The 25,713-nt window shown below is 65.8% G+C and carries 31 protein-coding genes; 20 read left to right on the top strand and 11 right to left on the bottom strand.

The annotated features are described in order from the left end of the window. Position 1 precedes the first annotated feature (1 nt). Positions 2-1,042 (bottom strand): Flp pilus assembly protein CpaB, encoded by a 1,041-nt coding sequence (gene cpaB / locus EEB18_RS21240; protein ID WP_187140687.1) that lies wholly within the window; start codon positions 1,040-1,042, stop codon positions 2-4. A gap of 48 nt (positions 1,043-1,090) precedes the next feature. Then, entirely contained in the window at positions 1,091-1,549 is a 459-nt protein-coding gene (locus EEB18_RS21235; RefSeq protein WP_262408258.1) for a prepilin peptidase, read from the bottom strand. Positions 1,550-1,674: 125 nt separating this feature from the next. Here EEB18_RS21235 and EEB18_RS21230 point away from each other — a divergent pair, with 125 nt between their 5' ends. Together EEB18_RS21230 and EEB18_RS21225 are read left to right on the top strand one after the other, a co-directional pair. Further along, positions 1,675-2,805 (top strand): NAD(P)/FAD-dependent oxidoreductase, encoded by a 1,131-nt coding sequence (locus tag EEB18_RS21230; protein WP_187140685.1) that lies wholly within the window; start codon positions 1,675-1,677, stop codon positions 2,803-2,805. Positions 2,806-2,894: 89 nt separating this feature from the next. Further along, a complete protein-coding gene (locus EEB18_RS21225) occupies positions 2,895-3,071 on the top strand; it encodes a YegP family protein (RefSeq protein WP_082545046.1) in 177 nt (58 codons plus the stop codon). Positions 3,072-3,089: 18 nt separating this feature from the next. Here EEB18_RS21225 and rnhA read toward each other — a convergent pair whose 3' ends face one another. From rnhA to ispH, 3 genes are read right to left on the bottom strand one after another with little or no spacing between them, the layout of a single operon-like run. Beyond that, positions 3,090-3,557 (bottom strand): ribonuclease HI, encoded by a 468-nt coding sequence (gene rnhA / locus EEB18_RS21220; protein WP_187140684.1) that lies wholly within the window; start codon positions 3,555-3,557, stop codon positions 3,090-3,092. Then, on the bottom strand, positions 3,554-4,516 hold the full coding sequence (gene thrB / locus EEB18_RS21215; RefSeq protein ID WP_187140683.1) for a homoserine kinase: 963 nt from the start codon (positions 4,514-4,516) through the stop codon (positions 3,554-3,556). The genes rnhA and thrB overlap by 4 nt, the downstream gene beginning before the upstream one ends. Beyond that, a complete protein-coding gene (gene ispH / locus EEB18_RS21210) occupies positions 4,516-5,502 on the bottom strand; it encodes a 4-hydroxy-3-methylbut-2-enyl diphosphate reductase (RefSeq protein WP_187140682.1) in 987 nt (328 codons plus the stop codon). The genes thrB and ispH overlap by 1 nt, the downstream gene beginning before the upstream one ends. A 208-nt stretch (positions 5,503-5,710) precedes the next feature. Between ispH and EEB18_RS21205 the strand changes: the two genes are divergently transcribed. The 9 genes from EEB18_RS21205 (at position 5,711) to tatC (ending at position 12,967) form a co-directional block, all read left to right on the top strand. Beyond that, the gene (locus EEB18_RS21205) at positions 5,711-6,322 is read left to right on the top strand and encodes a hypothetical protein (RefSeq protein ID WP_410468115.1); all 612 of its coding nucleotides are present in this window, start codon (positions 5,711-5,713) and stop codon (positions 6,320-6,322) included. A 136-nt stretch (positions 6,323-6,458) separates the two neighbouring features. Beyond that, complete coding sequence (argS, locus tag EEB18_RS21200) at positions 6,459-8,186, top strand: arginine--tRNA ligase (protein ID WP_187140762.1); 1,728 nt, start codon at positions 6,459-6,461, stop codon at positions 8,184-8,186. Next, a complete protein-coding gene (locus EEB18_RS21195; protein ID WP_056347924.1) occupies positions 8,186-8,962 on the top strand; it encodes an SPOR domain-containing protein in 777 nt (258 codons plus the stop codon). Before argS ends, EEB18_RS21195 begins: the two co-directional genes overlap by 1 nt. A gap of 95 nt (positions 8,963-9,057) precedes the next feature. Beyond that, positions 9,058-10,065 (top strand): beta-N-acetylhexosaminidase, encoded by a 1,008-nt coding sequence (gene nagZ, locus EEB18_RS21190; RefSeq protein ID WP_056347922.1) that lies wholly within the window; start codon positions 9,058-9,060, stop codon positions 10,063-10,065. Between the two features lie 18 nt (positions 10,066-10,083). Then, positions 10,084-10,866 (top strand): segregation and condensation protein A, encoded by a 783-nt coding sequence (locus EEB18_RS21185; RefSeq protein WP_056347921.1) that lies wholly within the window; start codon positions 10,084-10,086, stop codon positions 10,864-10,866. Next, entirely contained in the window at positions 10,863-11,459 is a 597-nt protein-coding gene (scpB, locus tag EEB18_RS21180) for an SMC-Scp complex subunit ScpB (protein ID WP_056347919.1), read from the top strand. Before EEB18_RS21185 ends, scpB begins: the two co-directional genes overlap by 4 nt. Before the next feature lie 46 nt (positions 11,460-11,505). Then, complete coding sequence (locus EEB18_RS21175; RefSeq protein ID WP_056347917.1) at positions 11,506-11,739, top strand: twin-arginine translocase TatA/TatE family subunit; 234 nt, start codon at positions 11,506-11,508, stop codon at positions 11,737-11,739. A 32-nt stretch (positions 11,740-11,771) separates the two neighbouring features. After that, positions 11,772-12,164: a Sec-independent protein translocase protein TatB gene (gene tatB, locus EEB18_RS21170; RefSeq protein ID WP_187140681.1), complete on the top strand. Its 393-nt coding sequence runs from the start codon at positions 11,772-11,774 to the stop codon at positions 12,162-12,164. Further along, entirely contained in the window at positions 12,161-12,967 is an 807-nt protein-coding gene (gene tatC / locus EEB18_RS21165; RefSeq protein ID WP_056347915.1) for a twin-arginine translocase subunit TatC, read from the top strand. The genes tatB and tatC overlap by 4 nt, the downstream gene beginning before the upstream one ends. 18 nt (positions 12,968-12,985) lie before the next feature. On the opposite strand, the gene EEB18_RS21160 is transcribed toward tatC, so the two are convergent. Together EEB18_RS21160 and mgtE are read right to left on the bottom strand one after the other, a co-directional pair. Then, positions 12,986-13,114 (bottom strand): entericidin A/B family lipoprotein, encoded by a 129-nt coding sequence (locus EEB18_RS21160; RefSeq protein WP_056347913.1) that lies wholly within the window; start codon positions 13,112-13,114, stop codon positions 12,986-12,988. A gap of 219 nt (positions 13,115-13,333) precedes the next feature. Next, positions 13,334-14,764 (bottom strand): magnesium transporter, encoded by a 1,431-nt coding sequence (mgtE, locus tag EEB18_RS21155; protein WP_056347911.1) that lies wholly within the window; start codon positions 14,762-14,764, stop codon positions 13,334-13,336. Between the two features lie 169 nt (positions 14,765-14,933). Here mgtE and EEB18_RS21150 point away from each other — a divergent pair, with 169 nt between their 5' ends. Continuing rightward, positions 14,934-15,386, top strand: a complete 453-nt coding sequence (locus tag EEB18_RS21150; protein ID WP_056347909.1) for a peptidylprolyl isomerase — start codon at positions 14,934-14,936, stop codon at positions 15,384-15,386. A 30-nt stretch (positions 15,387-15,416) separates the two neighbouring features. On the opposite strand, the gene EEB18_RS21145 is transcribed toward EEB18_RS21150, so the two are convergent. Next, positions 15,417-16,550, bottom strand: a complete 1,134-nt coding sequence (locus EEB18_RS21145; RefSeq protein ID WP_187140680.1) for an NAD(P)H-dependent flavin oxidoreductase — start codon at positions 16,548-16,550, stop codon at positions 15,417-15,419. Positions 16,551-16,663: 113 nt separating this feature from the next. On the opposite strand from EEB18_RS21145, the gene nadC reads away from it, so the two are divergent. The 3 genes from nadC to EEB18_RS21130 all read left to right on the top strand — a co-directional run bounded on the left by nadC (position 16,664) and on the right by EEB18_RS21130 (position 18,545). Further along, on the top strand, positions 16,664-17,509 hold the full coding sequence (gene nadC / locus EEB18_RS21140; RefSeq protein ID WP_187140679.1) for a carboxylating nicotinate-nucleotide diphosphorylase: 846 nt from the start codon (positions 16,664-16,666) through the stop codon (positions 17,507-17,509). After that, a complete protein-coding gene (locus EEB18_RS21135; RefSeq protein WP_187140678.1) occupies positions 17,496-18,218 on the top strand; it encodes a ribonuclease T2 family protein in 723 nt (240 codons plus the stop codon). Before nadC ends, EEB18_RS21135 begins: the two co-directional genes overlap by 14 nt. 93 nt (positions 18,219-18,311) lie before the next feature. Continuing rightward, positions 18,312-18,545: a hypothetical protein gene (locus EEB18_RS21130; protein ID WP_056347903.1), complete on the top strand. Its 234-nt coding sequence runs from the start codon at positions 18,312-18,314 to the stop codon at positions 18,543-18,545. Between the two features lie 641 nt (positions 18,546-19,186). Here EEB18_RS21130 and EEB18_RS21125 read toward each other — a convergent pair. Then, complete coding sequence (locus EEB18_RS21125; protein WP_187140677.1) at positions 19,187-20,482, bottom strand: MFS transporter; 1,296 nt, start codon at positions 20,480-20,482, stop codon at positions 19,187-19,189. 134 nt (positions 20,483-20,616) lie between these two features. On the opposite strand from EEB18_RS21125, the gene pgsA reads away from it, so the two are divergent. The 3 genes from pgsA to EEB18_RS21110 are packed head-to-tail and all read left to right on the top strand — an operon-like array spanning position 20,617 to position 21,888. After that, positions 20,617-21,189, top strand: coding sequence for a CDP-diacylglycerol--glycerol-3-phosphate 3-phosphatidyltransferase (pgsA, locus tag EEB18_RS21120; protein WP_187140676.1), 573 nt, complete (start codon positions 20,617-20,619; stop codon positions 21,187-21,189). 4 nt (positions 21,190-21,193) lie between these two features. Then, positions 21,194-21,451: a molybdopterin converting factor subunit 1 gene (gene moaD, locus EEB18_RS21115; RefSeq protein ID WP_187140675.1), complete on the top strand. Its 258-nt coding sequence runs from the start codon at positions 21,194-21,196 to the stop codon at positions 21,449-21,451. After that, the gene (locus EEB18_RS21110) at positions 21,448-21,888 is read left to right on the top strand and encodes a molybdenum cofactor biosynthesis protein MoaE (RefSeq protein ID WP_187140674.1); all 441 of its coding nucleotides are present in this window, start codon (positions 21,448-21,450) and stop codon (positions 21,886-21,888) included. Before moaD ends, EEB18_RS21110 begins: the two co-directional genes overlap by 4 nt. Positions 21,889-21,994: 106 nt before the next feature. Here EEB18_RS21110 and EEB18_RS21105 read toward each other — a convergent pair whose 3' ends face one another. Continuing rightward, on the bottom strand, positions 21,995-22,900 hold the full coding sequence (locus EEB18_RS21105) for a hydrogen peroxide-inducible genes activator (RefSeq protein WP_056347895.1): 906 nt from the start codon (positions 22,898-22,900) through the stop codon (positions 21,995-21,997). Between the two features lie 136 nt (positions 22,901-23,036). Here EEB18_RS21105 and EEB18_RS21100 point away from each other — a divergent pair, with 136 nt between their 5' ends. Further along, positions 23,037-23,504: an EF-hand domain-containing protein gene (locus EEB18_RS21100; RefSeq protein WP_187140673.1), complete on the top strand. Its 468-nt coding sequence runs from the start codon at positions 23,037-23,039 to the stop codon at positions 23,502-23,504. Here EEB18_RS21100 and trmFO read toward each other — a convergent pair. Continuing rightward, entirely contained in the window at positions 23,501-24,847 is a 1,347-nt protein-coding gene (trmFO, locus tag EEB18_RS21095) for a methylenetetrahydrofolate--tRNA-(uracil(54)-C(5))-methyltransferase (FADH(2)-oxidizing) TrmFO (protein ID WP_187140672.1), read from the bottom strand. The genes EEB18_RS21100 and trmFO overlap by 4 nt on opposite strands. A gap of 77 nt (positions 24,848-24,924) precedes the next feature. Between trmFO and EEB18_RS21090 the strand changes: the two genes are divergently transcribed. Beyond that, entirely contained in the window at positions 24,925-25,611 is a 687-nt protein-coding gene (locus EEB18_RS21090; protein WP_187140671.1) for a lysoplasmalogenase, read from the top strand. Positions 25,612-25,713: the final 102 nt, after the last annotated feature.

The following is a 25,713-nucleotide window of genomic DNA, read 5'->3' as shown; positions in this document are numbered from 1 at the left end:
CTTACTTACCCCCAACCGGAACTTCGGTCACTTTTTCGCCGCGCGTCACCCGCACGATCGGACCGCGGGGTGCCGCCGGTGCTGCACCTCCATAATTCGAGTTCTGTCCGCCGCCGTAGTTGTTGTTCGGCTGCTGACGTGGTGCCGACACGCGGCCGCTGACCGGGACCCAGAAGCGCGACACATCGCCGCCGGTCGTCGCCGAGCCACGACCCGAGGTCGGGCGTGCGGCGGCTTCGGCCATCATCTTCTTTTCGGCGGCCGTGCCGCCCTTGGTCGGGACGTTGATTTCGCCCGAAGCGATCGCGGCGTCGAGTTCGCCGGCGCTTTCGGCCAGCGGGCGCAGGGCGAGCGACAATTTGCCCATGTCCTGTGCAACGGCGATCTTTTCGGCGATCTCGGGCGTCGCTTCGAGCGTCACCGAGCCGAACGTGCGAACCGGGGTCTTGCCCGTCTCATCCTCGGCATCATAGCGCTGGTCGGTGGCGAGCACGCGGACGTTGCGCACGATCGTTTCGGCGGTGAACAACTGGTCGTCGGGATAGGCGCTGCCTTCCTTGACCTTGATTTCCTGGGCCAGCACCACGTCGACGCGGTCCCCCGGAAAGACGAAGCCGGCGACGCCCTGTTCCTGGCTGACCTTGACGGTCACCGCGCGCATGCCCGGGCCAAGCGCCGCGGCGAGGAAGCCGCGATCGTCGGGATGGACGAGCGCGCCCTGCGTCAGCGGCTGGCCGGCGGTGATCGGATAGCGAACCACCGTGCCGACAAGGCCGTTCACGTCGGTCTTCTCTTTCAGGAAATAGGCCTTCTCGACCAGTTCCTTGGGCCAAGGCTGGAAACGGAAGCTGTCGGGGCCGATAATCGTCCCGACGGGCAGCTGGCGGGTTGCCACCAGAATCATCGGGCCCTGGACGTCCGGTGCCGCGGCGGCGCGCGCTTGCGGAGCCGCCGCGCCGCGCATCATCTGGTTGACCCCGAACGCCGCCCCGATCGCAATGACCAGCGCGCCGACGATCAGCATTATCTTTCGCGTATCCATGACGATTTTTCGCCTCCTAACACTCGCCAGACGCGGCGGTGCTTGCCCTCAACTCGATGCGATAGCCTGAAACTGGTTAAGATATTGTTGGTGAAGCGCCCAAAGGCCCGCAGCGGCGATTGCAACACCATAGGGGACCTGCGGCTTGGCCTCCGGGCGCTTGACGATCTGCCAGACGAGCATGGCGGCCGACACCGCCGCCCCGGACAGCGCCATCACCATCAGTGACGGCATCGTCAGCGGAACCGGCACCCACAGGAATACGGCAAAAACGTTTTTCACGTCGCCCCCACCCATGGCGTTGAACATGTACATCACCAGGAAAGCGGCGAAGATCGTCGCGGCGACCCCAACGAGAATCGCGACGTCGGGCCACAGCGTCCATCCGGCGGCAAACCAGAAAGGAATCGCGAGGACCGCGATAAGGCCATTGAGGCCGTTCGAAATCTCGCGCCAGCGCAGGTCGCTGATCGCCGAGCAGATCATCAGGATCGCCGCGAGCAGCATCAGGATCAACTGGGGAGCATGGCCGTTCATGCCCCGATCCCATAGAGGTCATGGCTTACCAAATAGTAACCATGTTGGGCGCCGCGCATGCTTGCATTCCGGGACCCAGAAGATATGCGGCGGGGATGACCGGCGCGCTCCCTTCCGACATCGACGTCCTGATCGTCGGCGCTGGGATCGCGGGCGCCAGCCTCGCCGCCGGTCTCGCGTTGCATCGGCGTGTGCTGATGATTGAAGCAGAGGATGTACCTGGATATCATGCGACGGGCCGCTCGGCGGCTTTTTGGCAGGAAAGCTATGGCGGAACCGGCGTCCAGCCGCTGACGGCGGCGTCCTTCGAAGCGCTCGCCCACCCGCATCCCGATTTTTCCGATCGCCCCTTCCTCTTGCCGCGCATGGCGGTGATGATCGGGCGTCGTGACGAGGCGCCGGCGGTCGATGCCTTTGTCGCCGCGTTCGAGGCGAAGGGCGTCGCGGTGTCGCGCCTGTCGGCCGCCGCGCTTGCCGATCATATCCCCGGGCTTCGCCCCGACTGGAGCGAGGCGGCGTTCGAGCCGTCATGCCGGGACATCGACGTTGGCGGCTTGCATGCCGCCTATCTGCGCGCGGCGAAGCGGGCAGGAGCACTGCTGTCGGTGCGCACGCCGCTGATTTCGGCGCGCCGCGAACAAGGCGGCTGGCGGGTGGAAACCGGCCAGGGCACAATCCGCGCCGCGCTGATCGTCAACGCGGCGGGCGCCTGGGCCGATGCGGTCGCCCGCGCTTGCGGCGTCGCGCCGGTCGGTATCCGTCCCTATCGCCGCACGATCGCGCAGGTCCGGCTCGGGGTTCCTACACCCGCCGCGCTGCCGCTGATCGGGCATGTCGGTGGTGATTTTTATTTCAAGGGCGAGGGCGAGGGGCGCATCTGGCTGAGCCCGCACGACGAGACGCCGAGCGATCCCTGCGACGCCGCGCCCGAGGAACTCGACGTCGCCCTAGCGATCGACCGGCTCCAAGCGGTCGTCGATTGGCCGATCGCGGCGGTCGAGCGCAAATGGGCCGGACTGCGCAGCTTTGCGCCCGACCGGCTTGCGGTCCTTGGTCCCGACCCCGACGTGCCGGGTTTTGTCTGGTGCGCGGGGCAGGGCGGTTTCGGTATCCAGACCGCGCCCGCGATCGCGGGTTTGCTCGCCTGGCAACTTGGCGCGCCTGCGCCTGACGGCGCGATCGCGCGCGTCGACCCATCGCCTTATGCGCGAGCACGCTTCGCCTGATATCTCAACGGCACGCTTGCGCACGGCAATCGCCGGGCTAACATGGGTTAGCCGCACGGACCGGCGGCTGTATCTTTGGAGAACCCCCGATGGCCCATTATTTCGAGATCAAGAAGAACAAGGCCGGCGAGTTTGTCGCCTATTTCAAATATAACAGCGAAACGATGTTCTGGACCGAGGGCTATTCGAGCAAGGCCTCCGCGGTGAACGCCATCGAATCGATCAAGAAGAACGGCCCCGGCGCCGAGACCAAAGAAGCCGAATAAGCGATCGGGCGCGGGCGTTCAGCGCGCCCGCGCCTTTCGCATGATGTCCAGCGCGGCGTCGCTGGCGAGCTGGTCGGCGAGTTCGTTGTCGGGGTGCCCGGAATGGCCCTTGACCCACAGCCACTCGATCTGGTGGCGCGCCGCCTCGGCGACCAGTCGCTGCCACAGATCGGCATTGGCGACCGGCTTTTTCGCCGCGGTCTTCCAGCCGTTTTTCTGCCAGCCGAAGACCCATTTGGTAATACCGTCGCGAACATAGACGCTGTCGGTCGACAGTTCGACGCTGCAACGGCGTTTGAGCGCCGCCAGCGCCTCGATCGCCGCCATCATTTCCATGCGGTTGTTCGTCGTATCGGGTTCGCCGCCCGACAGGGTCTTCACCACGTCGCCCCAGCGCAGCACCGCGCCCCAGCCGCCCGGGCCGGGGTTGCCCTTGCACGCGCCGTCGGTCGCGACGATCACCGTTTTGCCCACCGCCTCGGTCATGCGGCAGCGAAGAGGCTGTCGGCGTCGGCAGCCTGATAGCGGCGCAGCCGTTCGAGGAATGGCGACGGATCCTTGCGCGTCACCAGCGCATCGGCGGGGGTATGCACCCAGTCGTGCGCGCGGGTGAGCAGGAAGCGCAGCGATGCGCCGCGGGCGAGGAGGGGCAGCGCCGCCTGTTCCGCATCACTGAGCGTGATCGCGCCGGCATAGCCGCGCATCAGCGCCTTGGCGCGGGCCGCGTCGCACCGTGTGCCGTCGGCCGAAAAGGTCCAGCTCGCATGGGTGACCGCGACGTCATAAGCGCGGAAATCGGTCGCGGCGAAATAGAAGTCGATCAGCCCGGTGACCCGGTCGCCGAGCATCAGCACATTATCGGGAAACAGATCGGCATGGATGACATGCGCCGGCAAATCGGTCGGCCAGTGCGCGTCGAGATAGTCGAGTTCATCGCCGACGATCGCGGCGAGGCCGGGGCGCACCGCATCGAGGTCACCGGTTGCCTCGGCGATGGCGCGCCAGTGACGATGCCCCATGCTGTTTTCGCGTCCGCCCGCATAGTTCGCCAAGGCGCCATGCATGCCGCCCAGTGCCGCACCCGCCGCAGCGCATTGTCCCGGTGTCGGATGGTTCAGCGAAATGCCGGGCAGGAACTGGATGATGCAGGCGGCGCGATCCGAGATGCGCTGGATCGCAAGGCCGTCGCGGTCGCGGATCATCGGCGGCACCGCGCAGCCGCTGGCGGCGAGATGAGCGAGCAGGTCGACGAAGAAGGGCAGTTCTTCGACCTTCACCCGCTTTTCATAGAGCGTCAGGATGAACCGCCCGGCGGTGGTTTCGAGCAGGAAATTGCTGTTTTCGACGCCCTCGGCGATCCCTTTGCACGACAGGACGGTGCCGATGTCGTAGCGGGCGACGAGCGCGGCGAGATCGTCGGGGTCGACCCCGGTATAGACCGCCATCAGGCCGCTGCCGGCTCGAGGCCACGCGGCAGCTTGAACACCATATTCTCTTCGGCGGTTACCACCACATCTTCGATGATCGGGCGGTGTGCCGCGACCGCGTCGATGACCTCGCGCACCAGTTGCTCGGGCGCGCTGGCGCCGGCGGTGATGCCGAGCGTGCCGATATCGGCCAGCCATGCGGGGTCGATGTCGCCGCCGCGCTGGACGAGATGCGCGGGCGTGCCCATGCGTTCGGCGACCTCGACCAGTCGCACGCTGTTCGAGCTGTTGGGCGCACCGATCACGATCATGCGGTCGCAGCGGCCGGCGATCGCCTTCACCGCTTCCTGCCGGTTCGACGTCGCATAACATATATCTTCGCCGCGCGGTCCTGCGATCGCGGGAAAGCGGTGCTGGAGCGCCGTGATGATGTCGCGGGTGTCGTCGACCGAGAGGGTTGTCTGGGTCAGGAAGGACAGCATTTCGGGATCGGGCGGCGACAGCGCGGCAACATCGTCGACCGATTCGACCAGGGTCATCGCCCCCTCGGGCAATTGCCCCAGCGTCCCGATCACCTCGGGGTGGCCGGCATGGCCGACGAAAATGATGTGGCGGCCGCTTTCATACGCGCGTTCGGCCTGGCGATGGACTTTCGACACCAGGGGGCAGGTCGCGTCGATATAATCTAGTCCGCGTGCCTCGGCCTTGGCGGGGACCGCCTTGGGCACGCCATGGGCGCTGAACACGACTGGCACGCCGTCGGGAACCTGTTCGAGCGATTCGACGAAAATCGCGCCCTTCGCCTTAAGCGTATCGACGACATAGCGGTTATGGACGATCTCATGCCGCACATAGACGGGCGCGCCATAGCGATCGATCGCCAGTTCGACGATGCGGATCGCGCGGTCGACCCCGGCGCAAAAACCGCGCGGCGCGGCGATCAAAACCGTCAGTTCTGCCGCTTCGCTGCCATTTGCGGCGGGTATATTACGGGGTGCGTTCATCTCGCGGGCGCTCTAGCGCAGCGGCCGCGGTGCGGTAAAGCAACTTCGCACCGTTGCGCCCCGTTCATCGCCCCGATAAGAAGCGGCGCGCATGGAGCAGGGATCAATCGCCCTCGTCGCCCCAGCCAAGTGGAAAGCCTTGACCATCATGATGCCCATTTCGTCCCCGTCGCGTAAATTTCTGGCTGTGCTGTGTGGCACGGCGGCCATGGCGACGGTCGCGGGCTGCGCGAAGGACAATGAGCTGGACCTGTCGGGCGGCGTCGGCATCACCGCGACGCGGTCGGCCTGCCCCGCGGTGGCGGTTCCGCTCCAGACCGGCGACGTCACGCTTTTCGACCCCGCGACCAGCCGCGATGCGGCGGCGATCGACGTCGTGGCGACGATCACCAACCTGACACCCCAGTGCAACGACACCGGCGAGAAGGTCTATCAGCTCGCCAGTTTCGATGTCGTCGCGACGCGTCGCGACGCCGGCCCGGCGCGTTCGGTCACCATCCCCTATTTCTCGACCGTCGTGCAGGGCGGCACCGCCGTCGTCGCCAAGCGGATCGGTGCGGTGACCGTCAGCTTCGCCGACGGCCAGACCCGCGGCACCGGTCGCGGCCAGGCGTCGGCCTATGTCGACCGCGCGGCGGCGACGTTGCCCGCCGACATCATGGAACGCATCACGCGCAAGCGCAAAGCGGGCGACCAGGATGCCGCGATCGATCCGCTGAGCATCCCCGAGGTCCGCGCCGCCGTCGCGCGCGCCAGCTTCGAACTGCTCGTCGGCTTTCAGCTGACGCAGGACCAGCTCGAATATAACGTCCGACGATAAGCATCGCGACGGCGCCGTTTCGCGCCGTTCGCGTCGGTTCGCCCTGCGGCGCCATCGGGCGACGCAGGGCTTTTCGCGTTGCCCAAGCTGCTATAGGGCGCGCGCCAGCAGCTTTGTTCAAAGATAGGCCATGCCCGTGACCCTGTTCAGCCGTTTTTCCGCCCATATCGGCACCGCCCTCGATGCGCTGGTAGCGCGCGGCGCGCTTCCTGACGGGCTCGATCGTTCGTCGATCAGCGTCGAACCGCCGCGCGACCCCTCGCACGGCGATGTCGCGACCAACGCCGCGATGGTGCTCGCCAAGCCCGCGGGCATGAACCCGCGGGCGCTCGCCGACCTGCTCGTCGCCGAACTCAGCGCGCTCGACGAAGTGACCGAGGCGAGTGTCGCCGGACCGGGCTTTATCAACCTGCGTCTGGCCGACGACAGCTGGCGCGCCGAACTCGCGCTGATCCACGCCAGCGGCGATGATTATGGCCGCTCGGCGACTGGGCAGGGGCGCACGGTCAACGTCGAATATGTCTCCGCCAATCCGACCGGGCCGATGCACGTCGGCCATTGCCGCGGCGCGGTCGTCGGCGACGCGCTCGCCGCGCTGCTCGAATATGTCGGGCATGACGTCATCCGCGAATATTATGTCAACGACGCGGGAGCGCAGGTCGACGTGCTCGCGCGGTCGGTGCACCTGCGGTACCGTGAGGCGCTCGGCGAGGATGTCGGCGCGGTGCCCGAGGGGCTTTATCCCGGCGATTATCTGATCCCCGTCGCACAGAAGCTGGCCACCGAATATGGCGACCGCTTCGTCGGTGCGCCCGAAAGCGTATGGCTTGGGCTGTTCCGTGCCGAGGCAGTCAGCGCGATGATGGACATGATCCGCGCCGATCTCGCCAAGCTGGGCATCCATCACAATCTCTTCTCGTCCGAGGCCGAGCTGCAGGCGGCGGGCAAGCCGGCAGACGCCGAAAAATGGCTGCGCGATCACGACCTCGTTTATGACGGTGTGCTCGAAGCGCCGAAGGGCGAAACGCCCGAAGATTGGGAGCCGGTCGAACTGCCGCTGTTCCGCTCGACGCGGTTCGGCGACGATCAGGATCGGCCGATCAAGAAATCGGACGGCAGCTGGACCTATTTCGGCGCCGATCTCGCCTATCATTTCCAGAAGGCCGAGACCGCCGACGAACTGATCGACATCTGGGGCGCCGACCATGCCGGCACGGTCAAGCGGATCAAGGCCGCGGTCGCCGCGATGACCGAGGGCAGGAAGAAGTTCGACGTCAAGCTGGTGCAGATGGTCCGCCTGCTCAAGAACGGCGAGCCGTTCAAGATGTCGAAGCGCGCGGGCAATTTTGTCACCCTCGCCGATATCGTCGACGAGGTCGGCAAGGACGCGGTGCGTTTCACCATGCTCACGCGCAAGGCCGATGCGCAGATGGACTTCGACTTCGCGAAGGTCGTCGAGGCATCGCGCGACAACCCGGTCTTCTATGTCCAATACGCCCACGCGCGGATCGCGTCGTTGAAGCGCAAGGTTGCCGAAGCGGGAATCGCGGCGGCACAGCCGAACCCCGCGCGGCTCGACGAGCAGGAACTGGGACTGGTGAAATTGCTCGCGCAATATCCGCGAATCGTCGAATCGGCGGCGGCGGCGCGCGAGCCGCATCGGATCGCTTTTTATCTGGGCGACGTCGCCGCAGCCTTCCACGCCTGGTGGAATATGGGCAACGACCGGCCCGAGGCGCGTGTGATCATTGCCGACGACGCCGAATTGACCGCGACCCGCCTTTATTTGGCCGATGGAATCGGGCAGGTTATCCGGGGCGGGCTCCACCTGATGGGTGTGGAAGCGCTCGAGGAGATGCATTGATGGCGGGCGACAGCGACAAGGGGCAGGGCGAAGCCGGACTGGGGCTGGGCGACGAGGATCGTCTGCCCTGGCTCGAAGCGGCCGACGAGTTCGAGGATGACGGTGAAGTTTCGCCGACCCGGCTGCTCGTCATGGTGCTCGGCGGCCTGTTGCTGATCGGCGCGGTTCTCGGAGGCCTCTGGTGGATCCAGAATGGCGGGGCGCGCGGTGAGGGCGAACTGATCGTCGCGCAAAAGGGCGACTACAAGGTCGCGCCGAAGAATGACGCCGCCAAGACCTTCGAGGGCGAGGGCGACGCGAGTTTCGCCGCGAGCGAGGGCGCCGAGCCGTCGGGCAAGGTCGATGCCTCGCGGATGCCTGAGGAACCCGCCGCCAGCCCCGCCGAACGCGAAGCCGCTTCCAAGGCCGCGAAGAAAGCCGAGGCCGACAAGATCGCCGCCGCCAAAGCGGCGCGCACCGCCACCGACAAAGACAAGGGCAAACCCGCTGCGACCTCGGCGAAGACCGCCGAACCGGCCAAGGCGGCACCGGCGGCTTCGGGATCGGCGATGATCCAGCTCGGCGCGTTCAGCAGCGAGGCGGCCGCGGCCAAGGCATGGACAAACCTGTCCAAACGCTTTGCCTATCTGTCCGAGCTTTCCAAGTCGGTGTCGCCGGCGACGGTCGACAGCGGCCAGGTCTATCGCCTGCGCGCGGTCGCCGGGACGGCGGCCAACGCCCAGAGCCTGTGCGGAAAATTGCGCGTGGCGGGTGAAAATTGCGTCGTCGTCCGCTGATTCGCCCCGCTTGGCCGCAGCGGACTTTGGTTCGATATAGGGGCTGTGCCATGCACGCGCCTGAGGGGGTGCCGACCGATGGAGGTTGACGCACGATGATACCCGCGATTTTCGGCCTCTCGGGCCACAGCCTCACCGACGACGAGCGCGCCTTCTTTCGCGACAGCGACCCGGCGGGCTATATATTGTTCGGGCGCAATATCGATAATCGTCAGCAATTGCGCAGGCTTACCGACGAATTGCGCGATCTCGACGGGCGCGAAAACCTGCCGATCCTGATCGACCAGGAGGGCGGCCGCGTTGCGCGCATGAAATCGCCCGAATGGCCGGCTTTCCCGAGCGGGGCGGCGTTCGACGCGCTGTACGAACGCGCGCCGGCGAGCGCGATCGAAGCGGCGCGGCTCAACGCGATGGCGCTCGCATCGATGCTGTCCGAAGTTGGCATCACCGTCGATTGCCTGCCTTTGCTCGACGTGCGCCAGCCCGGCGCGAGCGATGTCATCGGCGACCGCGCGCTCGGCAGCGAACCGATGCGCGTTGCCGCGCTCGGCCGCGCGATCCTGAGCGGGCTGCAGGACGGCGGCGTCGTCGGCATCGTCAAGCATATCCCCGGCCATGGCCGCGCGCTGCTCGATTCGCACAAGGAACTGCCGGTGGTCACCGCGCTCGACCGCGACCTCCAGACCGACCTTGCCCCCTTTGCGGCGCTGCGCGACGCGGCGATGGCGATGACCTGCCATGTCGTCTTCACCGCCTGGGACCCCGACCGGCCCGCGACGATGTCGCCGGTCGTCATCGACAGCGTGATCCGCCAGCGCATCGGTTTCCACGGGCTGCTGATGAGCGACGATCTCGACATGGAGGCGCTCTCGGGCGACGTTCCTTCTCGCGCGGCGGCGGCGGTCGCGGCGGGCTGCGACATCGCGCTCAATTGCTGGGGCAAGATGGGCGACATGATCGGCATCGCGGGCGCGCTCGACCCGATCAGCACCGTCTCGCGGGCGCGGCTGGAAGGCGCGATGGACCGCATCGCGGGCACCCACGACGAACGCCAGTTCGCGCTGCTGGTCGACCAGCGCGACGCGCTGCTGGCGCTGGCGTGATGAGGGCCTGATCCGCCGATGGAGGAACTGCCGCTCGACTATGATGTGGCGCCCGCGGCCGAGCGTGAGGATGCGCTCCAGCTGTCGCTCGACAGTTGGGAAGGCCCGCTCGACCTGCTGCTCACGCTGGCGCGCAGCCAGAAGGTCGACCTCCGGCAAATCTCGATTCTCGCGTTGGTCGAGCAATATTTGACATTCATCACCGAAATGCGCGCCAAGCTGGAGGTTGCCGCCGACTATCTGGTGATGGCGGCGTGGCTCGCTTACCTCAAATCGGCGCTGCTGCTCCCCAAGGATCCGCTGGAGGATCCGTCGCCCGACGAGCTGGCCCTGCGCCTGCAACTGCGGCTCCAGCGGCTGGCCGCGATGCGCGAAGCGGCGGCGCGCCTGCTCGCGCGCGATCGCGTCGGGCGCGACGTATTCCTGCGCGCCAAGCCCGAGGGACTGCGTGACGTAAGGTTGCGCCGCTGGGATGCGAGCCTCTACGACCTGCTGTCGGCCTATGGACAGGTGAAGCTGCGTACCGAGCCGGTGGTCCATATCGTGTCGCGGCGCCCTGTCATCACGCTCGACGCGGCGCTGCACCATCTTGGACGGCTGATTGGGGTCAAGCTCGACTGGGCCGAACTCGCCGATTTCCTGCCGCCCGACTATGACGGCCCCTTGCGCCGCTCGGCGATCGCGTCCAGCTTCGTCGCGGCGCTCGAACTGGCGCGGCAGGGCCGCGTCGACCTGAAGCAGGAGGGGGCCTTCGAACCGCTGTATCTGAGGGCTGCCCAGATAGGACAACAACCGACATGACGATCGACGACCGCGAACGTGCGATAGAGGCGATGCTGTTCGCCAGCGACGAACCGCTCGACGCACGGCAAGTCGCGGCGCGTTTTGCCGAGGAAATCCCGGTGGCCGACGTCAAGGCGGTGATCCATGCGATCGCCGCGCGCCACGCGGGAAGCGGCATCGAACTCGTAGAACGCGGTGGTCACTGGCATTTCCAGACCCCTGCCGATCTGGCGCATTTGCTCCGCCGCGAACGCGACGACCCGCGCAAATTGTCGCGCGCCGCGTCCGAGGTGCTCGCCATCGTGGCGTACCACGAACCGGTCAGCCGCGCCGAAATCGAAGCAATTCGCGGTGTCCAGACGTCGAAGGGCACGCTCGACGTGCTGATGGAGGCCGAGTGGATCGCGCCGGCGGGCCGGCGCGAAGTTCCGGGGCGCCCGCTCATCTACAAGACCACCGACGCATTTTTGCAGCATTTCGGACTTAGCAGCCGCAAGGATTTGCCGGGCATCGAAGATCTGCGCGCAGCGGGTCTGCTCGATCCGGTCGATCTCGCTTTCGAGGAAGCGATGGGCGAACTGGACCTAGTAAAAGACGGCGAAGACGCCTAATTAGGACATCAACAGACGCTCGGGTCGGGCGCAAAGGAGATTTTTCATGGGCGGATTCAGCCTGATTCACTGGCTTATCCTCGGTGTCATCGTGCTGCTCTTGTTCGGCAAGGGCCGTTTTTCCGACATGATGGGCGACGTTGCCAAAGGATTGAAAAGCTTCAAGAAGGGCATGGCAGACGACGATACGCCGGCCCCGCCGATGAAGCACATCGAAGGGCAGCGCACGCCCGAAGCCACCCCGATGCCTACGCCGACCAGCGAACAGGACAAGCTCTGATCGCCGACCGCCGGCTGGGGGAAGTTTAGTAGATGTTCGACGTCGCGCCCACCGAGTTATTGCTCGTCGTGGTGGTGGCCTTGGTGGTCATCGGCCCCAAGGACCTGCCCAAGGCGATGCGCTTCGTCGGCAAATGGGTCGGCAAGGCGCGCGGCATGGCGCGTCATTTTCGTTCGGGTCTCGACACGATGATGCGCGAGGCCGAACTCGAGGAACTTGAGAAGAAGTGGCGCGAGCAGAATGAAGCCATCATGCGCGAATTTCCGCGCGTCGATGGCGATGGCGCCCCGTCCATGATTCCGGCGGCGAGTGTCCCCGCCGCCGAAACGCCATCCGAACAATCGAGCGCGGAGGCTGATCAGGCTGCCGCCGCGCAGCCCGCAGAGACCCATGCCATCCCGCCGAAGGATGGCCCGCTTCCATGAGCGTCGAAACCCCGGTGACGGCGGAAGAGGAGGGCGCCGGCGGCAAGATGCCCTTGCTCGATCATCTGGTCGAGTTGCGCTCGCGGTTGCTCAAGTCGCTGGCGGCGCTGGCTGCCGCTTTCGCGGTCTGCCTCTATTTCGCCAAGCCGATCTATAGCGTGCTGGTGCAGCCGCTGGTCGCAGCCGGGCAGGGCAAACTCATCTATACCCAACTCGGCGAGGCATTTTTCGTCGAGATCAAGGTCGCGCTGTTCGCCGCCGTGATGATCGCCTTTCCGGTGATCGCCAACCAGCTCTGGAAATTTGTGGCGCCGGGGCTTTATCGGCAGGAAAAGCGGGCCTTGCTGCCTTTCCTGATCGCGACGCCGATCCTGTTCGCGGCAGGGGCCTGTCTCGCCTATTTCATCACCATCCCGGTGGCACTGAAGTTCCTGCTTGGTTTTCAGGGCAATATGGGCGGGATCACCCAGGAAGCCCTTCCCTCGGCGGGCAATTACCTCAGTTTCATCATGCAGTTCATCATGGCGTTCGGTATCGCCTTCCTGCTTCCGATCCTGTTGATGCTGCTTGAGCGCTCGAGCATCGTGACACGCGCCCAACTGGTTTCGGCGCGCCGCTACATGATCGTTGGCGCCTTCTTCATCGCGGCGATCTTCACGCCGCCCGACGCGGTCAGCCAGTTGTTGCTCGCGGTCCCGCTGGTGTTGCTTTACGAGCTGTCGCTACTCGCGATCTGGTTTACCCAGCGCCGACGCAAAACAGGCGCCGAAACGGCGCCTGTCGAACCTCTCGAAGAGGTTTAGGGTAAGGACTCGACGGGATCAGTGAATCGCGTCGCTTCCCGCCTGACCAACCGACTCGATATCGCGGCCGACACCTTTCACGGTGTTGCAGCCAGCGACCAGAAAGCTGGCAAGCAAAGCGGCAAGAACGATACGGACATTCGACATGATCAGAACCTCGTGAAATCTGTGTGCAAAATGGCCCGGCGCGCTTCGAGGGGGGGGAGGGAATACGCACCGGGCCAATGTTGCTGAGCAGCGCTGCGGGGGGGCGATGACCGCTGCTCATATGGGAAACTGCCAAGGCGGTGGATAAGTTCCCGAAAAAAATGCGGACGGGGAAATTTTTTTTGATTCTTTTGAATCGCTTGCGATTCCAGCGCTTTGTCAGTTCAGGCTGGTGAGCCCGCTGGCCACCGCGAGGCCGAGGAAGGCCAGAAAGCCCATGGAGTCGGTCGTCATGGTGACGAAAACCGAACTCGCGACTGCCGGATCCTGATCGAGCCGGTCGAGCAACAGCGGGATCGCGACCCCGGCGACGCCGGCGACGAAGATGTTCACGATCATCGCGGCGGCGATGACGCCGCCGAGCTGGGGATTGCCGAACCACAGCGCGGTCGCCGTCCCTGCGATCAGTGCGATGGTGCCGCCGTTGAGCAGCGCGATCTTCACCTCGCGGAGTACTGCGCGCCAGCTGTTCGAATCGGTCAGCTGGTTCATCGCGAGCGCGCGCACCGTCACCGCCAGCGTCTGCGTTCCGGCATTGCCGCCGACCCCGGCGACGATCGGCATCAGTGCCGCGAGCGCGACCATATGTTCGATCGCGCCGCCGAAGAAGCCGACGATCGACGAGGCGACGAGCGCGGTGCCGAGATTGGCGACCAGCCAGCGCACGCGCGCCACATAGGTTTCGCGGATCGGTTCGTTGATGTCGCCGTCGCCGGCGCCCGACAGGCGCAAAATATCCTCGCCCGCCTCTTCCTGGATGATGTGGACGACATCGTCGACGGTGATCATGCCGACCAGCCGCCCCGAACGGTCGATGACCGCCGCCGAGATCAGCGCATATTTCTGGAAGCGCAGCGCGACCTCTTCCTGGTCCATGTCGACCGGGATCAACGTCTGCTCGCGTTTCATCACGTCGCTGATCGCAATCTCGCGCGGGGTGCGCAAAATCCAGCTGAGCTGGCAAGTGCCGACGGGTTTGTGCATCGGATCGACGACGAAGATTTCCCAGAAATCGCTCGTCAGGTCGGTGTCCTCGCGCAGCCGGTCGATGACATCGCCGACCGTGACATGCTCGGCCACCGCAACGAACTCGCGCTGCATCAGGCGGCCGGCGCTCTCTTCCGGGAAGGACAGCGCGTCCTTGATCGCCGCCCGGTCCTCGGGCTCCATCGCGTCGAGGACGGCCTGCTGGTCGTCGGCCTCCATGTCCTCGATGATCGCGACGGCGTCGTCGGTATCCATCTCGGACGCCAGTTCGGCGACCTGTTCGGGCGCGAGCAGGTCGATCAGCTCCTCGCGCACATAATCGTTCATTTCCGCCAGCACGTCGGCGGATAGAAGGTCACCCAAGACGGCAGCGAGCATCGGCCGCTCGTCGGCGCGCGCGAGTTCGAACAGATCGGCGATGTCGGCAGGATGCAGGCGGCCGATGCGCTCGCGCGCCGCTTCGGCTTCGCCGGCCTCGGCGAGTTCGATGACGTCGCGGACGAATTCTGGTTTCAGCCGGTCATCCTCGTCGAGCTCGGTTTCGGGCAGGGCGGTATCGACCAGCACATCGTCGGGGGGCAGGGAGTCTTCGCGTTTATCCATCGCGCGGTCCTCCCTTACCTATGCCGGAAAACCCGGCTGCGAACCGGTCTTCCCCCTAGTCCCGGCCCGCCGCGAAGGCAACGACGTGCGCGATGATCGGCAAAATTTGCGTGGCATCTGCGCCGCCCTTGGCTATGGGACCGCCAATCCCGCTTCACAGGAGTTTTTCATGACCGAACAGACCCTCACCCTGTCGCTGTCGACCGGCGATGTCGTCATCCGCCTGCGCCCCGACCTCGCGCCGCTGCACGTCGAGCGCATCAGCCAGCTCGCCGGCGAAGGCTTTTACGACGACGTCGTCTTCCACCGCGTGATCCCCGGCTTCATGGCGCAGGGCGGTGATCCGACCGGCACCGGCATGGGCGGCAGCAAGCTTCCCGACCTGCCGCAGGAATTCAATGCCGAGCCGCATGTTCGCGGCGTGTGCTCGATGGCGCGTTCGCAGAACCCGAACAGCGCGAACAGCCAGTTCTTCATCTGCTTCGACGACGCGCGTTTCCTCGACAAGCAGTACACCGTCTGGGGTGAAGTGATCGAAGGCATGGAAAATGTCGACGCGCTGCCCAAGGGCGAGCCGCCGCGCGAGCCCGGCAAGATCGTCAAGGCGACCGTCAGCGAATAAAGGAAAATCCCCGCTTCGGCGGGGATTTTTTTAGTCGCCGATAAAGCCGTTCAGCCGTTCGCAGGCGGCGATCCAATCCTCTTTGAATTCCTGCACCACCTGCCCGGCGCCCATCGCCTCGTTCATCAGCCCGACCCCCTGACCGACCCAATAGGTGGCGAGATGCTTCGCACCCTCATGACCGCCTTCGGACAATTTATCGACTTTGCGCAGCGCCGGTTCGCTGACCAGTGACTGGAGCGGCATCGGGAGCGGTTTCGGCGCGCCTTCGGCTTCCCATGCGTCGGTCCAGGGCGAACGGAGCTGGCGCGAGGGTTTGCCGGTGCGGCTTTTCGAGCGGACCGTGTCGCGCGACGAGGCGGCGAGCATCTTCTCCTTCACCACCGGATTGGTCTCGGCCTCGGCGGTGGTCAGCCACACCGAGCCGGTCCAGGCGCCATGCGCGCCCATCGCCATCGCGGCGGCCATCTGGCGCCCGGTGACGATGCCGCCCGCGGCGAGGATCGGGGTGTTCGCGCCGACCGCCTCGACCGCGGCGGCGACTTCGGGGACGAGCACCATCGTCGCGACTTCGCCGCAATGGCCGCCGGCTTCGCCGCCCGCGACGACGAGGATGTCGACCCCGGCGCGGACCTGCGCCAGCGCATGGTCGCGGGTGCCGACGAGCGCGGCGACGGGGACGTTGTTACGCTTGCCGAGTTCGAGCATCAGCGGCGGCGGCACGCCGAGCGCGTTGGCGATCAGGGCGATCGGGTGGCGGAAGGCGACTTCGAGCAGCGCGGCAGCGCCGGCATCGGACATATTGTCGCCGAGGCTGGTACGTGCGGCGCCGGGCAGCGACAGGTCGCTGTCATCGACGCCATGCTTTTGCAGCAGCCCCGAAATGAAGGCTTTGTGCTCGTCCGGGATCGGTGGCAGCGCGGCGTTTTCCTCGCCCTTGCCGGCGAAACTGTTCGGAACGATCAGGTCGACGCCATAGGGGCGCCCGCCGATATGCTCGTCGATCCACGCCAGTTCCTCCTCGAGCCGTTCGGGCGGCAGCGAGGCGGCGCCGAAGACGCCCATGCCGCCGGCCTTCGACACCGCGACCACGACGTCGCGGCAGTGCGAGAAGGCGAGGAGGGGGAATTCGATGCCGAGCATCGCGCAAATGGGGGATAGCATCAGGTCTCTCCAGCTTGTCTATTTTGTCGATCTTCACGCATATCGCCCATGTCAGCGTTAGTTTACGTAAACGTCAAGTTGATTTGCGCGGGCGCCGCTTTATCGCGGACGGCATGAGCGATTTTTCCCTGCCCGGCTTCGACCTCGACGCCTTCGTCCGCGCCACTTTTGCCGAAGATCTGGGCGAGGGCGGCGATATCACCTCGCTGGCGGTGATCCCCGCCGATGCGCGCTTCAGCGGGGTGATGGACAGCCGCGATGCGATCATCGTCGCGGGGCTGCCGATCGCCGAAGCTTTCTTTCGCGCGCTCGATCCGGCGATGGAGATCGAGATACTGGTCGAAGAAGGCGCGCGCGTGCCCGCGGGAACAGACCTGATGCGGCTGTCGGGCAACGCCCGCGCGATGCTCACCGCCGAACGCTCGGCGCTGAACACGGTACAGCATCTGTCGGGCATCGCGACGCTGACGCGCGAATATGTCGATGCGCTGGAAGGCAAGGCGACGCTGCTCGACACGCGCAAGACGATCCCCGGGCTGCGCGTGCTGGAGAAATATGCGACGCGGATGGGCGGCGCGACCAACCATCGCATGGGATTGTGGGACGCCGCGATGATCAAGGACAATCATGTCGCGGTCGCGGGATCGGTCGAGGCGGCGGTGCGCCGCGCGGTCGACGCGGGAATCGCGAACATCATCGTCGAGGTCGACCGGGTCGACCAGGTCGAACCCGCGCTGAGCGCGGGGGCGACGCACCTGCTGCTCGACAATATGGACCTCGCCGCCTTGCGCGAATCGGTCGCCATCGTCGCCGGCCGGGTGCCGGTCGAGGCGTCGGGCGGGGTAAGGCTCGATACGATCCGCGACATCGGCGCGACGGGGGTGACCTATGTCTCGGTCGGGCGGCTGACCCAGTCGGCGCCCGCGGCCGACATCGGGCTCGATTTTGCGCTGGCCTGAGGTTGCTGCGGCGGCGCTGCTGGCGCTGGCGCCCACCGCCGCGCTGGCGCAGGCGCCCGCGTGCGTCGCCCCCGACCGCACGATCATCCCGCGCCTCGAACAGCCGAAGCGCGGCGAGCCGGTCCGCAATCCGCCGATCGCCGGTTACCTCCTGAGCCTGAGCTGGTCGCCCGAGCATTGCGCGGGGGTGCGCAACGCGAAGGACGCGCGCGACCGGTTCCAATGTTCGGGCGAGAACGGCCGGTTCGGCTGGGTGCTGCACGGGCTGTGGCCCGAGGCGGCGACCCCCGGCTATCCACAATGGTGCCGGCCGGCGAAGATCGTGCCGCAGCCGGTGCTGCGCCGCCATATGTGCATGACGCCGTCGGCGCAGCTGCTGCAGCATGAATGGGCGAAGCATGGCACCTGCATGAGCCCCGATCCCGCCTCCTATTTCCGCGCCGCCGAAATCCTGTTCCGGACGGTAAACTTCCCCGACATGACGGCGCTGGCGGCGCGGCCGCAGACCGCGGGGTCGATCCGCCAGGCGTTCGTGGCCCGCAATCGGGGCATAAGGCCCGAAATGCTGGCGGTGGCGACCGACCGCGACGGCTGGCTGTCGGAGGTGCGCTATTGCCTCGGCCCGCGCATGAAGCCGCAGCGCTGCCTGCCGTTCCAGCGCGGACTCGATGACAATAGGGCGGTGAAGGTGCGGCCGATGCCGCGTTAACGGTTCTTGTTTCGCGCGTCCCCGGGCGGGACAGGCCGGCGTTAACGATTTTTTAACCTTACCGACTCGTTAACCCCGCATTAGCTTGGGGGCATGAACGAATTCGACCCCGAACTGCGTATCGACATCCGCGACCGGCTGCGTTCGCACGGCCGCCGGCAACTGGTCATCGCGCGCATGAGCGCGCCGGCCGATTGGGAAGGCGCGCTGCGTTACGATCTTGCGCAGCACCGGCGTCCGCAGCCGGTGGTCGGGTCGACCGACCTGAAGCTGTTCCTGCAGAGTTTCGCGATTTTCTTTACCGCGACGATGATGTTTTTGATCTGAGGGGCGGGAAGCGACCGATTTTGGACGTTCACCTACAGCCTTTGTTGCTTCCAGAGCGGACGTAGACCACGGTTTTTGAATCCGCTGTTACGAGTCCAATTCTTCCGTCGAAATCGTGGGGAGAGTTAACTCCCCGCTGATCGTCTGAACCTTCTGCTAGCAGTGACCAGAAGTAACCTGTGCCCCGACCGCTCACGAAGCCGTAGCTACCATCTGTGGACGGACTGAGCAGAAGGGGCGGTTGCACCGTCAAGTGATATCCTTTGTCATGCGCAGCGACATAGGTCATCGAACGGTGCGTCCCGTCGAGAATATATACTCTACTTCCTTCGATACGCAGTGCAGGCGCACCGACCGCCACGTAGCATCCCCATACCGCCCGCTGGTCAATCGGCTCCGGACGCATAAATATACCCGCTAAAAAAGCCAGAGCGGCCAACGGGATGAAAATGATTGCTCCGGCAATGGCTCGATCTTTGAGCGAGGCGCCCATTAAAAAAGATGATGTCATTAAATCGTTTTGTCACGGCCAAGCGCAATAGTCGCGCGAGAACGTCTCACCGTCGATCTGCTGCACTCAATACCAGACAATCCGCTTCCCACCCCTAAGCCGACCTTTGCAGCGTACCGACAGTTTCCCTTCAGTCGCACGCCCGGTGGAGCTTGACCGCCAGCCATGCCGAGATCAGGCACATCACCGCGCTCATCAGCAGCTGGTCGACGACGCCGACGCCGGCGAAGCCCAGCCCGATCGCGAGCAGCGAGCCTGCGACCATCGCGCCCGAGTTGACGATATTGTTGGCCGCGACGGTGCGCGCGGTCTGATCCTTGGGGACCGTGGTGGTCAGAAAGGCGTAGAGCGGGACGACGAACATGCCGCCGCTGATCGCGATGCCGAGCAGGCTGGCGAGGAGCGGGATGACGTCGGCGTGCGCGAGCAGGCCGGACACGCCGTACATGACCCCCGCCGGGTCCTGTTCCCAGTTGCGGCACACCCAATAGAAACAGAGGACGAAGCCGCCCATCACGATCACGCTGGCGGGGCTGTATTTGGCCGAGACCTGACCCTTGAGCAGCCGGTTGACCGCGACCGAGCCGATCGCGATGCCGATCGAGAAGACCGCGAGGAACAGGCTGGCGACGCTTTTGTCGGCGTGGAGGATGTTCTTCACCAGCGGCGGGAACTGGATGAACAGCACCGCGCCGATCGTCCAGAAGAAGCTGATCGAGAGGATCGCGAGATAGAGGCGCGGGATATGCATCGTGCCGCTGACGAGCGTTTTCGACGAGCGGATGATGTGCCAGTCGATGCCATGTTCTTCATGTTCGGGCGGGGCCGGCGGCACCTGGCGCGAGGTGATATAGCCGAGCGCGGCGACGAGCACGACGCCGAGCGCGGCCCATTCGACGTCGATGACCCCGGCGAGGATCGTCCCGGCGAGGATCGCGATATAGGTTCCGGCCTCGACCAGCCCGGTGCCGGCGAGCACTTCGTCGCTTTTCAGATGTTGCGGCAGGATCGCATATTTGATCGGGCCGAAGAAGGTCGAGTGGACCCCCATCGCGAACAGCGCGAGCATCATCAGCGGGATGGCCAGCAATTCGATGCCCCAGCCCATCCAGGCGAGCACCAGCCCGGTGCCGCCGACGATCATGATGATGATCTCGCAGAATTTGACGATGCGGATGATCCGCGCCTTGTCGCGCGTGTCGGCGAGTTGCCCCGCGAGCGCCGAAAGCAGGAAGAAGGGCAGGATGAACACCGCGGTCGCCACCGCGCTGAACAGCGTTTCCTGCGTCTCGTCGTTGTAGACACCATAGACGACGAACAGCACCATCGCGTTCTTGAACAGATTGTCGTTGAACGCGCCGAGCAGCTGGGTGACGAAGAGGGGCAGGAACCGGCGTTGCTTCAACAGCGCAAAGGTGCCGGTCATATATTGGTCCATCCCGTCAAAATTCGTCCGACCGCCTCGGGCCTTACAGGCATTATGGTTGTCGCCCGGCGGGCTTATCGGCTAGGGACAGCAGGGTCAAAGCCAAAAGGCCGCGCGAGCGGGAAACAGGGGTCATGCTCAGCCTTCCGAATATCCTGACGCTGTCGCGTATATTGGCGGTGCCCATCCTGCTCTTCCTGCTGTGGCCGGGGGTGGTCGAAGGGTCGATGCAGCCGAAGCCGATCGACTATGCGCTCGCCTTCGTCCTCTATTGCCTGATGGGCATTACCGATTATTTTGACGGCTATGTTGCACGCTCGCGCGGCATCGTGTCGCGGCTGGGTGCCTTCCTCGATCCGATCGCCGACAAGATCATGATCGCGGCGGTGATCCTGCTGCTCGTCTTCACGCGCGACATCACCGGATATCATGTCATCGCCGCGCTGATGATCCTGCTGCGCGAGATCATCGTGTCGGGGCTGCGCGAATTCCTCGCGACGCTGCAGGTGTCGATGCCGGTGACCCAGCTCGCCAAATGGAAGACGACGTTCCAGCTCATCGCCTTCGGGGCGCTGATCCTCGCCGGCGCATTGCCCGCGATGGTCTGGATCAAGGCGGTCGGCCTCGCCTCTTTGTGGGGCGCCGCGGTGCTGACGCTGATCACCGGCTGGGATTATCTGCGCGTCGGCCTGAAGCATATGGATTGAGCGCATGGCGCTGACGCTGAGCTATTTCGCCTGGGTGCGGGAGCGGATGGGGGTCGCCGACGAGGCGGTCGCGCTTCCCGACGACGTGCACACGGTCGCCGACCTGATCGCCTGGCTCGCCGCGCGCGACGATCGCGGCGGGCTGGCCTTCGCCGAACCCGCGCGCATTCGCGCGGCGGTCGACGGGCAGATGGTCGGTCCCGATGCCATCGTCGTTGGCGTGGCCGAGATCGCGCTGTTTCCGCCGGTGACCGGCGGATGATCCGCGTCGCGGTCCAGCCCGCGGCGATCGACGTCGCCGCCGAACTGGCCGCGCATGATGCCGGCGGGCACGGCGCGAGCGCAAGCTTTGTCGGCCGGGTGCGCGGCGACGGCGGGCTGACCGAGCTGTTCCTCGACCATCATCCGGTGCTGACCGTGACGGGCCTGGAGGAATTGGCGACCGAGGCGACAAAGCGTTGGGGGGTTTCGGCGCTGACCTTGATCCACCGCGTCGGCGGCATGGCACCGGGCGAGACGATCGTGCTGGTGCTGGCGAGCAGCCCGCATCGCGGCGAGGCGCTGGCGGCGGTCGAGTTTCTGATCGACCGGTTGAAGACCGATGTGATGCTGTGGAAGCGCGAGACGTTCGGCGACGGGCGGGCGGCATGGGTCGAGCAGCGTGGCAGCGATCATAAGCGTGCCGAGCGGTGGGATTAGGAACCCGTCTTTGCGAGGAGCGAAGCGACGCGGCAATCCAGAGTTGCGTAACCCGCCCTGGATTGCTTCGCTTCGCTCGCAATGACGGAGTATTTGGTTGGGGCGCTCACCCCGCCTTGTGCTGCCGGAAAATCTCGGCGAGCATCTGAAACTCTTCGGCGCGCGGGCTGCCCTTGCGCCAGACCAGCGCGATCGTGCGCCAGTCGTGATCCGAATCGAGCGGGCGGGTGTCGATGTCGGTGTGATCGAGGATGCCGGCCTCGATCGCCATCTGCGGCAGCATGGTGATGCCGAGGCCATTGTCGACCATCTGCACCAGCGTGTGCAGCGACGTCCCCATCATCCGCGCGCCGGCGCGCAGTTCGGGGCGGTTGCACGCGGCGAGCGCATGGTCCTTCAGGCAATGGCCATCCTCGAGCATCAGCATCTGCGCCGGGTCGATCTGGTCGGCGCTGACCATCGCGGGAAGATCCTCCGACTGGTCGCCGGGGAAAGCGACGAACAAAGCGTCGTCGAACAGCGCCTCGCTCTCGACGTCGCCGCACGCATAGGGGAGGGCGAGGAGGACGCAGTCGACGGCGCCGTGGTGGAGCGATTCGCACGCCTGCGCGCTCGGTTCCTCACGCAGGAAGAGCTTGAGCGCGGGGCGGGTCTTGCGCAGCAGGCGCAGCATGCCGGGGAGCAGGAAGGGCGCGATCGTCGGGATGACGCTCATCCGCAGTTCGCCGACGAGCGGCGCGGCGGCGGCCGCCGCCATATCCGCCAGTTCCTCGGCCTCGCGCAGCACGCGGTGCGCCTTGGCGACGATCGCGTTGCCGAGGGTGGTGAAGCGGACGACGCGGCGGGTGCGCTCGACGAGGGTCTGGCCGAGCAAAGTCTCGAGTTCGCGAATGCCCGCCGACAGCGTCGACTGGGTGACGTTGCACGCGTCGGCGGCGCGGCCGAAATGGCCATGTTCGTGCAGCGCGACCAGATATTGCATCTGTTTCAGCGAGGGCAGGTAATTTTGCATTGATCGAATGTAGCAATCATCCTGCCGGATTTGAACAGGTCATTCGATCATCGGCTTGGTCCGATCCGCGCGGCATCCGGTTGCCCGCGCCCGCAGGTCCGTGATAGCCTTGGCTCTTCGGGCTGAGGGGATGGACATGGCGGTTTCGCGGTTCCTGATCGGCGGTATCGCCAGCGCGCTGTTGCTCAGCGGCGGCGTCTTTATCTGGAAGGGCTATAGCCAGATCGCCGAGGAGGCGGTGATCCCCGACGCGCCGCCCGATCCGGGGCCGATCCCGGTGGCGGGCGCGGGGGCGCCGAAACGCGGCGCGGCGCCGCCAGAGCTTCCCGCCGCCAAGGACGCGTCGCGCGAGGAGCGGCGCTTCAACCGCTATGATCGCGATCGCAACGAAGTGGTCAGCCGGGTCGAAATGATGTCGACGCGCACCGCGGCGTTCCGCAAGCTCGACAAGGACGGCAACAATCTGCTGACCTTCGAGGAATGGGCGGCGGCGACCGGCGAACGCTTCGCGGGGGCGGACAAGGACAAGTCGGGGGGGCTGAGCCGCGCTGAGTTCGCGACGACGGCGCCGAAAAGGGCGGTGCCGGCGAAGTGCAAATGTTAGGCTGAGACCCCCTCGGCGACTTTCATCCACTCGGCCAAAGCCGCACCCGCGCGCTGGGTGTAGCCCAGTTTGCGGTCCTTTTTGCGGACATCCTCGGCGAGCGGCGGGAACAGGCCGAAGTTGACGTTCATCGGCTGGTAGCTTGCCGCATCCGCGCCGCCGGTGATGTGGCCGAGCAGCGCGCCGAGCGCGGTTTCAGGCGGCGGCGGCGGAAGCGTGCGGCCGCCGAGCTCGGCGGCGGCGAAGAGCGCGGCGATCAGGCCGATCGCGGCGCTCTCGACATAGCCTTCGCAGCCGGTGATCTGGCCCGCGAAGCGGATGTGCGGCGCCGATTTGAGGCGGAGCTGATGGTCGAGCAGTTCGGGCGAGCGGATGAAACTGTTGCGGTGTAGCCCGCCGAGCCGCGCGAATTCGGCCTTTTCGAGACCGGGGATGGTGCGGAACAGCTCGACCTGCGCGGCGTGTTTAAGCTTGGTCTGGAAGCCGACCATGTTCCACAAAGTGCCGAGCGCATTGTCCTGGCGCAGCTGGACGACGGCATAGGGCCAGCGCCCGGTGCGCGGATTGTCGAGGCCGACGCCCTTCATCGGGCCGAAGCGCAGCGTTTCGGGGCCGCGTTCGGCCATCACCTCGATCGGCATGCAGCCTTCGAAATAGGGGGTGCTCGACTCCCACTCCTTGAACTCGGTCTTGTCGCCGTCGACGAGTCCCTGGACGAAGGCGTGGTATTGCTCCTTGTCCATCGGGCAGTTGATATAGTCCTTGCCGTCGCCGATCGGGCCGACCTTGTCCCAGCGGCTCGCCATCCAGGCCACGTCCATGTCGACACTGTCGCGGTAGACGATCGGGGCGATGGCGTCGAAAAAGGCGAGCGCGTCCTTGCCGGTCGCGGTGCCGATGCTGTCGGCGAGCGCGGCGCCAGTCAGCGGGCCGGTGGCGACGATGGTGAGGCCTTCGGTGGGCAGCGTGTCGATGCGTTCGCGGACGATGGCGATGTTGGGGTGCTGCGACAGCGCCTGTGTCACACCGCCCGAGAAGAGGTCGCGGTCGACCGCGAGCGCCGAGCCGGCGGGGACCTTGTGGACATCGGCCTCGCGCATGATGATCGAGCCGAGGCTGCGCATCTCCCGGTGGAGCAGGCCGACCGCATTGCTGTCGCCGTCGTCGCTGCGGAAGCTGTTCGAGCAGACCATTTCGGCGAGGGTGTCGCCCTGATGCGCCGGGGTCATATCGCCGCCGCCGCGCATTTCGGACAGCCGGACGCGATAGCCGGCTTCGGCGAGTTGCCATGCCGCTTCGGAGCCGGCGAGACCGCCGCCGATGATGTGGATGTCGTGCGCCACTCTTTACCCTAATCGTTGACTTGCAGTTGGTGCGCCGCGCAGTAGGCGTCTTGGGCACAAGATGCAAAGGGGGCGGTATGTCGGGTGACGGCGGTTGGGATCGGGCGCGGTGGCTGTGGGTCGCGGCGCTGGCCGGCGGGGTGAGCTTTTTCTGGGCGGTGCTGCAACATCTCGACGGACCGGCGATCTGGGCGTGGAAGACGTCGGGGGTCGCGCTGCTGGCGCTGTGGGCCGCCGCCAATGCGCGAAGCACCGACGGCTGGCTGATCGCGGCGGCGCTCGGTTTCGGAGCGCTCGGGGATTATCTGCTCGACGCGCTGGGAATGTTGCAGGGCGCGGCAGCGTTCGCGACCGGGCACCTTATCGCGATCGCGCTGTACCTGCGCAACCGGCGGCCGAGCCTGTCGGGATCGCAACGGCTGCTCGTCTGGGCGACGGTGCCGCTCGCGCTGGTGATCGCCTGGGGCCTGACGCACGCGGCCGAGACGGGGCAGATGATCGCGGCGATGGCCTATACCGGCGGGGTCGCGGTGATGGCGGCGACCGCCTGGGCGAGCCGGTTCCCGCGCTATCGCACCGGTATCGGCGCGATGATCTTCCTGGCCAGCGACCTGTTCATCTTTGCCGGCGAAGGCGGAACCTTGTCGAGGTCGGTGACGATGTGGCTCGTCTGGCCGCTCTATTTCACCGGGCAGGCGCTGATCGCATGGGGCGTGGTCAGCACACTGTCGCGCGAAAGCGATGCCGGGCGGGTGACCGCCTGAAAGTCCAGAGGTCCTGAAAGGCAGCGGGTCGCGCCCGTCGCCGTTGATCCTTGCCGCGCGCCTCCATAGAGCTTAGCATGCTAATGATTGATGGCGCGCTGG

This window comes from Sphingopyxis sp. OPL5 (assembly GCF_003797775.2).
Lineage (GTDB): Bacteria > Pseudomonadota > Alphaproteobacteria > Sphingomonadales > Sphingomonadaceae > Sphingopyxis.
The sequence above is the reverse complement of the archived record's forward strand: the minus strand, read 5'-3'. Positions and strand labels throughout refer to the sequence as shown.

Excerpts from the sequence above, each read along its gene's own strand:
- thrB (WP_187140683.1), bottom strand. The coding sequence starts at position 4,516 with ATGGCGGTCTATACCGGGGTCGACCCCGACGATCTCGCCGCGCTCGTC.
- EEB18_RS21145 (WP_187140680.1), bottom strand. The coding sequence starts at position 16,550 with ATGCTATCCCCCATTTGCGCGATGCTCGGCATCGAATTCCCCCTCCTC.
- EEB18_RS21125 (WP_187140677.1), bottom strand. The coding sequence starts at position 20,482 with ATGACCGGCACCTTTGCGCTGTTGAAGCAACGCCGGTTCCTGCCCCTC.
- nagZ (WP_056347922.1), top strand. The coding sequence starts at position 9,058 with ATGATACCCGCGATTTTCGGCCTCTCGGGCCACAGCCTCACCGACGAC.
- scpB (WP_056347919.1), top strand. The coding sequence starts at position 10,863 with ATGACGATCGACGACCGCGAACGTGCGATAGAGGCGATGCTGTTCGCC.
- EEB18_RS21230 (WP_187140685.1), top strand. The coding sequence starts at position 1,675 with ATGACCGGCGCGCTCCCTTCCGACATCGACGTCCTGATCGTCGGCGCT.
- EEB18_RS21130 (WP_056347903.1), top strand. The coding sequence starts at position 18,312 with ATGAACGAATTCGACCCCGAACTGCGTATCGACATCCGCGACCGGCTG.
- EEB18_RS21160 (WP_056347913.1), bottom strand. The coding sequence starts at position 13,114 with ATGTCGAATGTCCGTATCGTTCTTGCCGCTTTGCTTGCCAGCTTTCTG.
- mgtE (WP_056347911.1), bottom strand. The coding sequence starts at position 14,764 with ATGGATAAACGCGAAGACTCCCTGCCCCCCGACGATGTGCTGGTCGAT.
- EEB18_RS21185 (WP_056347921.1), top strand. The coding sequence starts at position 10,084 with ATGGAGGAACTGCCGCTCGACTATGATGTGGCGCCCGCGGCCGAGCGT.
- EEB18_RS21195 (WP_056347924.1), top strand. The coding sequence starts at position 8,186 with ATGGCGGGCGACAGCGACAAGGGGCAGGGCGAAGCCGGACTGGGGCTG.
- cpaB (WP_187140687.1), bottom strand. The coding sequence starts at position 1,042 with ATGGATACGCGAAAGATAATGCTGATCGTCGGCGCGCTGGTCATTGCG.
- EEB18_RS21100 (WP_187140673.1), top strand. The coding sequence starts at position 23,037 with ATGGCGGTTTCGCGGTTCCTGATCGGCGGTATCGCCAGCGCGCTGTTG.
- ispH (WP_187140682.1), bottom strand. The coding sequence starts at position 5,502 with ATGAACGCACCCCGTAATATACCCGCCGCAAATGGCAGCGAAGCGGCA.
- tatC (WP_056347915.1), top strand. The coding sequence starts at position 12,161 with ATGAGCGTCGAAACCCCGGTGACGGCGGAAGAGGAGGGCGCCGGCGGC.
- tatB (WP_187140681.1), top strand. The coding sequence starts at position 11,772 with ATGTTCGACGTCGCGCCCACCGAGTTATTGCTCGTCGTGGTGGTGGCC.
- rnhA (WP_187140684.1), bottom strand. The coding sequence starts at position 3,557 with ATGACCGAGGCGGTGGGCAAAACGGTGATCGTCGCGACCGACGGCGCG.
- EEB18_RS21090 (WP_187140671.1), top strand. The coding sequence starts at position 24,925 with ATGTCGGGTGACGGCGGTTGGGATCGGGCGCGGTGGCTGTGGGTCGCG.
- moaD (WP_187140675.1), top strand. The coding sequence starts at position 21,194 with ATGGCGCTGACGCTGAGCTATTTCGCCTGGGTGCGGGAGCGGATGGGG.
- EEB18_RS21225 (WP_082545046.1), top strand. The coding sequence starts at position 2,895 with ATGGCCCATTATTTCGAGATCAAGAAGAACAAGGCCGGCGAGTTTGTC.
- EEB18_RS21205 (WP_410468115.1), top strand. The coding sequence starts at position 5,711 with ATGGCGACGGTCGCGGGCTGCGCGAAGGACAATGAGCTGGACCTGTCG.
- EEB18_RS21175 (WP_056347917.1), top strand. The coding sequence starts at position 11,506 with ATGGGCGGATTCAGCCTGATTCACTGGCTTATCCTCGGTGTCATCGTG.
- pgsA (WP_187140676.1), top strand. The coding sequence starts at position 20,617 with ATGCTCAGCCTTCCGAATATCCTGACGCTGTCGCGTATATTGGCGGTG.
- EEB18_RS21150 (WP_056347909.1), top strand. The coding sequence starts at position 14,934 with ATGACCGAACAGACCCTCACCCTGTCGCTGTCGACCGGCGATGTCGTC.
- EEB18_RS21110 (WP_187140674.1), top strand. The coding sequence starts at position 21,448 with ATGATCCGCGTCGCGGTCCAGCCCGCGGCGATCGACGTCGCCGCCGAA.
- EEB18_RS21105 (WP_056347895.1), bottom strand. The coding sequence starts at position 22,900 with ATGCAAAATTACCTGCCCTCGCTGAAACAGATGCAATATCTGGTCGCG.
- EEB18_RS21235 (WP_262408258.1), bottom strand. The coding sequence starts at position 1,549 with ATGCTGCTCGCGGCGATCCTGATGATCTGCTCGGCGATCAGCGACCTG.
- nadC (WP_187140679.1), top strand. The coding sequence starts at position 16,664 with ATGAGCGATTTTTCCCTGCCCGGCTTCGACCTCGACGCCTTCGTCCGC.